Raw genomic sequence first — 5,110 nt, 5'->3', positions numbered from 1 at the left:
GGCCAGCACGCCCGCGAAGACCAGCGTCAGCGCGGCACCCCGGCGGGCGCGGCGCTGCGGATGGAACATCGACGGGCCGGGCATGCGCGTGAGTCTAGGACACCAAGGCGCGCCGTACGGGGAGTTGACCGTACGGCACCCTTGGCGCACGTCATACCTTGAGGTACTTACGCAGCGCCGCGAACGCCGCCAGCGCGGGCATCAGCAGCCCGATCGCGAGCACCAGCGGGAGCTTGGCCAGTACCGCGTCCCAGCCGATGAACTGGATGAGGTCGATCTGGTCGACCAGCCAGTTGTTCACCAGGAAGTAGTGGCCGCTGACCAGCAGCATGCAGGCGAGGCCCGCGCCCAGCAGCCCGGCGAAGGCCGCCTCCATGATGAAGGGGATCTGGATGTAGAAGCTGGACGCACCGACCAGCCGCATGATCCCGGTCTCCCGGCGGCGGCTGAACGCGGACACCCGGACGGTGTTCACGATCAGCATCAGCGCCACGACCAGCATCAGGGCCATCACACCGAGCGCCGCGTAGTTCATGCCATTGACCAGGTTGAACAGGTTCGACAGGACGTCCTTCTGGTCCTGCACCATCTGCACGCCCGGGCGCTGCGAGAAGGCGGTCGAGATGACCTCGAACTTGGTGGGGTCCTTGAGCTTGACGCGGAAGGACTCCTGCATCTGGTCCGGCGTGACGAAGCCCGCGATCGGCGACTTCTTGTCGAACTGCTCCTTGTAGTGCTTGTACGCCTCGTCGGCCGTCTCGAACTCGACCTTCTGGACGACGCTCATCTTCTCCAGATCGGCGCGGATCTCCTTCTTCTGGTCCTCCGTGGCCGCTCCCTTGGCACAGGAGGGGAAGGACTCCGCGTCGGTCTTGTTGCAGAGGTAGATGGAGACGTTGACCTTGTCGTACCAGTAGCCCTTCATCGTGCTCGCCTGCTCGCGCATGAGCAGGGACCCGCCGAAGAGGGCCAGGGAGAGGGCTACGGAGACGATCACCGCGAAGGTCATCGTGAGATTGCGGCGGAGACCGACGCCGATCTCCGAGAGGACGAACTGGGCGCGCATGGCGTCCTTTCAGTGCTGGTAGCCGTACACGCCGCGCGACTGGTCGCGTACGAGGCGTCCCTTTTCCAATTCGATGACGCGCTTGCGCATCTGGTCCACGATCTGCTGGTCGTGGGTGGCCATGATGACCGTGGTCCCGGTCCGGTTGATCCGGTCGAGCAGCTTCATGATGCCCACCGAGGTCTGCGGGTCGAGGTTGCCCGTCGGCTCGTCGGCGATCAGCAGCATCGGGCGGTTGACGAAGGCCCGGGCGATCGCCACGCGCTGCTGCTCACCGCCGGAGAGCTCGCCCGGCCTGCGGTCCTCCTTGCCGCCCAGCCCCACCAGCTCCAGCACCTGCGGGACGGCCTTCCTGATCTCCCCGCGGGGCTTGCCGATCACCTCCAGCGCGAAGGCGACGTTCTCGCTGACCGTCTTGTTGGGCAGCAGCCGGAAGTCCTGGAAGACCGTGCCCAGCTGGCGGCGCATCTGGGGCACCTTCCAGTTGGACAGCCGGGCCAGGTCCTTGCCCAGCACGTGCACCTGCCCGGTGCTCGCGCGCTCCTCGCGGAGCAGCAGTCTCAGGAAGGTGGACTTGCCGGAACCCGAGGACCCGACCAGGAAGACGAACTCGCCTTTCTCGATCTCGAGCGAGACGTCACGGAGCGCCGGACGGTTCTGCTTCGGGTAGGACTTGGAGACGTTGTCGAATCGGATCACGAGTGCACCACGCGTCGACCTGGATAGGGGGCACGGACCGCCCGCGGGGGCGCTTCCGTTCGGTGTGCGTGACCATACGCGAACGAGCCGTGCACGCGCAGGCAGCACAGGGGGTCGGCGCGTTTATTACCGACATGTTCGGGGACAAAACGAGGACAATCGGCCCGCACGCGCCGTTCGGCGCCGGAGCTGGCACAGTGGTAGGGGGAACCGGACGGCTCCCCAGCGCGTTGGACGTACCGGAGGAGGAGATCGCATGACATGCGACCGACTGGTGTGCGCCAACTGCGCGGGCCCCGTCAGCGAGGGCCGCTGCCCGGTGTGCCGGGCCAGCAGGGAGCGGCTGCAGCACCAGGAAGGCGTCTTCGCCGGCCTGACCCCTGCAGCGCTGATCGCCCTGCTGGTGGCGCTGGTGGCGGTGGCCGTGCTCGCACACGGATTCGCCGGGTAGTCGCACGATTCACGTGCGTACTCGCCGGAAGATGCACGAGGGCCCGGAGCGCTGAGCGCTCCGGGCCCTTTGCACACCTGCGTCGCAGGCGCCGTCGGCGCCTGAGGTCAGGCCGCCGCGCCCGCGCTGCGGGTCATGAGGCGGGGCAGCAGCCGGAAGCCGACGCCGCCCGCGATCATCGTCGCGGCACCGATCACCAGGAAGCCGGTCTGCGAAGCGCCGGTCTCGGCCAGCTGCTCCTTCGGCTTGGCCTGCTGCACGGGCTTGCTGCCCGCGCTGTCCGGGTCGGCGTTGTTGCCGCAGTTGCTGCTGGTGTCGACCGGGCAGACCTTGCCCTGGTCACCGGAGTCGCTGCCGCCGCTGCCGGAGCCGCCCGTGGCGGCGGTGCCGCTCTGGTCGCCGCCCGTGCTGCCCTCGCCACCGCCGGTGGAGGAGCCGGAGCCGGTGGAGCCGGTGGAACCGGAGCCGGAGGAGGAGCTGCCCGAGGAGGAGCTGCCGCCGGTGTTGCCGGTCTCGCCGGTGGTGCCGGTGGAGCCCGTGGACCCCGTGCTGCCGGTGCTGCCGGTGGAACCCGTGCTGCCCGTGGAACCGGTCGAGCCGGTCGAGCCGGTCGAACCCGTGCTGCCGGTGGAACCGGTGCTGCCCGTGGAGCCCGTGGAACCGGTGCTGCCGGTGGAGCCGGTCGAGCCCGTGGACCCCGTGGAGCCGGTGGACCCCGTGCTGCCGGTGGAGCCGGTGCTGCCCGTCTCGCCGGTGGTGCCGGTGGAGCCCGTCGAGCCCGTGGTACCGGTGGAGCCCGTGGTACCGGTCGAGCCGGTGCTGCCGGTCGTGCCGGTGGAGCCCGTGGTGCCCGAGCTGCCGGTGGTCTCGCCCGAGCCGCCGCCGACGCTGCCGGTGGTGCCCGTGGAGCCGGTGGTACCGGTGGAGCCCGTGGTGCCCGTAGAGCCGGTGGTGCCGGTCGAGCCCGTGGTGCCGGTGGAACCGGTCGTGCCGGTCTCACCCGTAGAGCCCGTGGTGCCGGTCGAGCCGGTGGTGCCCGTGGTGCTGCCGCCCGAGGTGGGCGGCTGCGGGATCTGGTCGGGGTCGTCGGGCGAGGCGACGCCGTGGACGCCCGCCTTCACACCGACACCCGCAACCTGGACGTTGACGCCGGCGGCCGAAGCCGCGCCGGCGGCAGTCAGCGAAGCGCCCGCGGCGACCACTGCGCCGGCGGCTATGCGCGCGACACGCAGTCGCGTCTTCTTCGTCATATGCCTGCTACCCCCAGTAGCTAACTCGTCAATGGAGCAGCTCTGCACGGGGCGGTGGCGCTCTGAAAGGCCTGGCACAGCCGGCCGGCCTGCCGCACGAAATCGGCGGCACTGTCGACCGGTCCGCTTGCCCCCGCCACACGCGCCCCAGTGCTACGCGTGCCGCGCGCCAGCCTTGCCAGTTTTTGACGTAGCGTCAAGCCGGTTACGGGCAGGATGTCCGGCTATGGGGGCGCTTGGGGTTACTTCTCCTGCTGCTTGCGCCAGCGGATACCGGCCTCGAGGAACCCGTCGATGTCGCCGTCGAGGACGGCGGTCGGGTTGCCGACCTCGAACTCGGTGCGGAGGTCCTTGACCATCTGGTACGGGTGCAGGACGTACGAACGCATCTGGTTGCCCCAGGAGTTGCCGCCGTCGCCCTTGAGCGCGTCCATCTTGGCCTGCTCCTCCTGGCGGCGGCGCTCGAGGAGCTTGGCCTGGAGGACGTTCATGGCGCTCGCCTTGTTCTGGATCTGGGAGCGCTCGTTCTGGCAGGAGACGACGATGCCGGTCGGGATGTGCGTGATCCGGACCGCGGAGTCGGTCGTGTTGACGCCCTGGCCGCCGGGGCCCGACGCGCGGTACACGTCGACGCGCAGCTCGGACTCGTCGATCTCCACGTGGTCGGACTGCTCGACGACCGGGAGCACCTCGACGCCCGCGAAGGAGGTCTGGCGGCGGCCCTGGTTGTCGAAGGGCGAGATGCGCACGAGGCGGTGGGTGCCCTGCTCGACGGAGAGCGTGCCGTAGGCGTACGGAGCCTTGACGACGAAGGTGGTCGACTTGATGCCGGCCTCTTCCGCGTACGAGGTCTCGTAGATCTCGGACGAGTAGCCGTGGCGCTCGGCCCAGCGCAGGTACATGCGCTGCAGGCGCTCCGCGAAGTCGGAGGCGTCGACGCCGCCGGCCTCGGCGCGGATGTTGACCAGGGCCTCGCGCGCGTCGTACTCGCCGGAGAGGAGGGTGCGGACCTCCATCTCGTCCAGCGCCTTGCGGACCGAGGCGAGCTCGGCCTCGGCCTCGGCCTGGGCGTCGGCGTCGTCCTCGGCCTCGGCGAGCTCGAAGAGCACCCCGAGGTCGTCGATGCGGCCGCGCAGGGTCTCGGTCTTGCGCAGCTCCGCCTGGAGGTGCGACAGCTGACTGGTGATCTTCTGCGCCGCCTCCGGGTCGTCCCACAGGGACGGGGCGGCCGCCTGCTCCTCGAGCACGGCGATGTCAGCCCTCATCCTGTCGAGGTCCAGGACGGCCTCGATCGACCCCATGGTCGAGGAGAGGGACTTCAGCTCTTCGGATACATCAACGACTGCCACGCACCCAGCCTAACGGCTGCGCCGCGCTTCCCCGCCCTCAAGGCCCGGATGGGGCCTTGTCACCGGGCTCCGCCCGGACCGGGGCGGGTCCGGAGCGGCCGGGCCGCGCCACGGTGGCGAGGCGCCGTTGCGGGAGTGATGTGCGGCGCCTCACTCCCCCACAGCCGGACGTCGGCCCGCCCGTCCCCTCCGCCGCCGCGGCGCTCGACCCCCACCCCGGAATCCGGCCGTGCCGAACGGCCCGGGCCCCGGGCGGAGGCCCGACCCGCACCGGCAGAGAACGCCGCGGTGGCCG

5 protein-coding genes are annotated in these 5,110 nt (G+C 70.1%); 1 reads left to right on the top strand and 4 read right to left on the bottom strand.

The window, feature by feature from the left end; all coding sequences use genetic code 11:
- Nucleotides 1-151: 151 nt before the first annotated feature.
- Together ftsX and ftsE are read right to left on the bottom strand one after the other, a co-directional pair.
- Nucleotides 152-1,066: a permease-like cell division protein FtsX gene (ftsX, locus tag V7793_RS33050; protein ID WP_336013397.1), complete on the bottom strand. Its 915-nt coding sequence runs from the start codon at nt 1,064-1,066 to the stop codon at nt 152-154.
- 9 nt (nt 1,067-1,075) lie between these two features.
- The gene (gene ftsE / locus V7793_RS33045) at nt 1,076-1,765 is read right to left on the bottom strand and encodes a cell division ATP-binding protein FtsE (RefSeq protein ID WP_058044227.1); all 690 of its coding nucleotides are present in this window, start codon (nt 1,763-1,765) and stop codon (nt 1,076-1,078) included.
- Between the two features lie 256 nt (nt 1,766-2,021).
- Between ftsE and V7793_RS33040 the strand changes: the two genes are divergently transcribed.
- Complete coding sequence (locus tag V7793_RS33040; RefSeq protein ID WP_168094865.1) at nt 2,022-2,216, top strand: hypothetical protein; 195 nt, start codon at nt 2,022-2,024, stop codon at nt 2,214-2,216.
- A gap of 107 nt (nt 2,217-2,323) precedes the next feature.
- Here V7793_RS33040 and V7793_RS33035 read toward each other — a convergent pair whose 3' ends face one another.
- Nucleotides 2,324-3,466: a hypothetical protein gene (locus tag V7793_RS33035; RefSeq protein ID WP_336013396.1), complete on the bottom strand. Its 1,143-nt coding sequence runs from the start codon at nt 3,464-3,466 to the stop codon at nt 2,324-2,326.
- Between the two features lie 242 nt (nt 3,467-3,708).
- On the bottom strand, nt 3,709-4,815 hold the full coding sequence (prfB, locus tag V7793_RS33030; protein WP_168094863.1) for a peptide chain release factor 2: 1,107 nt from the start codon (nt 4,813-4,815) through the stop codon (nt 3,709-3,711).
- Nucleotides 4,816-5,110: the final 295 nt, after the last annotated feature.

This window comes from Streptomyces sp. KLMMK, assembly GCF_036961605.1.
Lineage (GTDB): Bacteria > Actinomycetota > Actinomycetes > Streptomycetales > Streptomycetaceae > Streptomyces > Streptomyces telluris.
This window is presented reverse-complemented; position numbering and strand designations above follow the sequence as displayed.

Excerpts from the sequence above, each read along its gene's own strand:
- ftsX (WP_336013397.1), bottom strand. The coding sequence starts at position 1,066 with ATGCGCGCCCAGTTCGTCCTCTCGGAGATCGGCGTCGGTCTCCGCCGC.
- V7793_RS33040 (WP_168094865.1), top strand. The coding sequence starts at position 2,022 with ATGACATGCGACCGACTGGTGTGCGCCAACTGCGCGGGCCCCGTCAGC.
- V7793_RS33035 (WP_336013396.1), bottom strand. The coding sequence starts at position 3,466 with ATGACGAAGAAGACGCGACTGCGTGTCGCGCGCATAGCCGCCGGCGCA.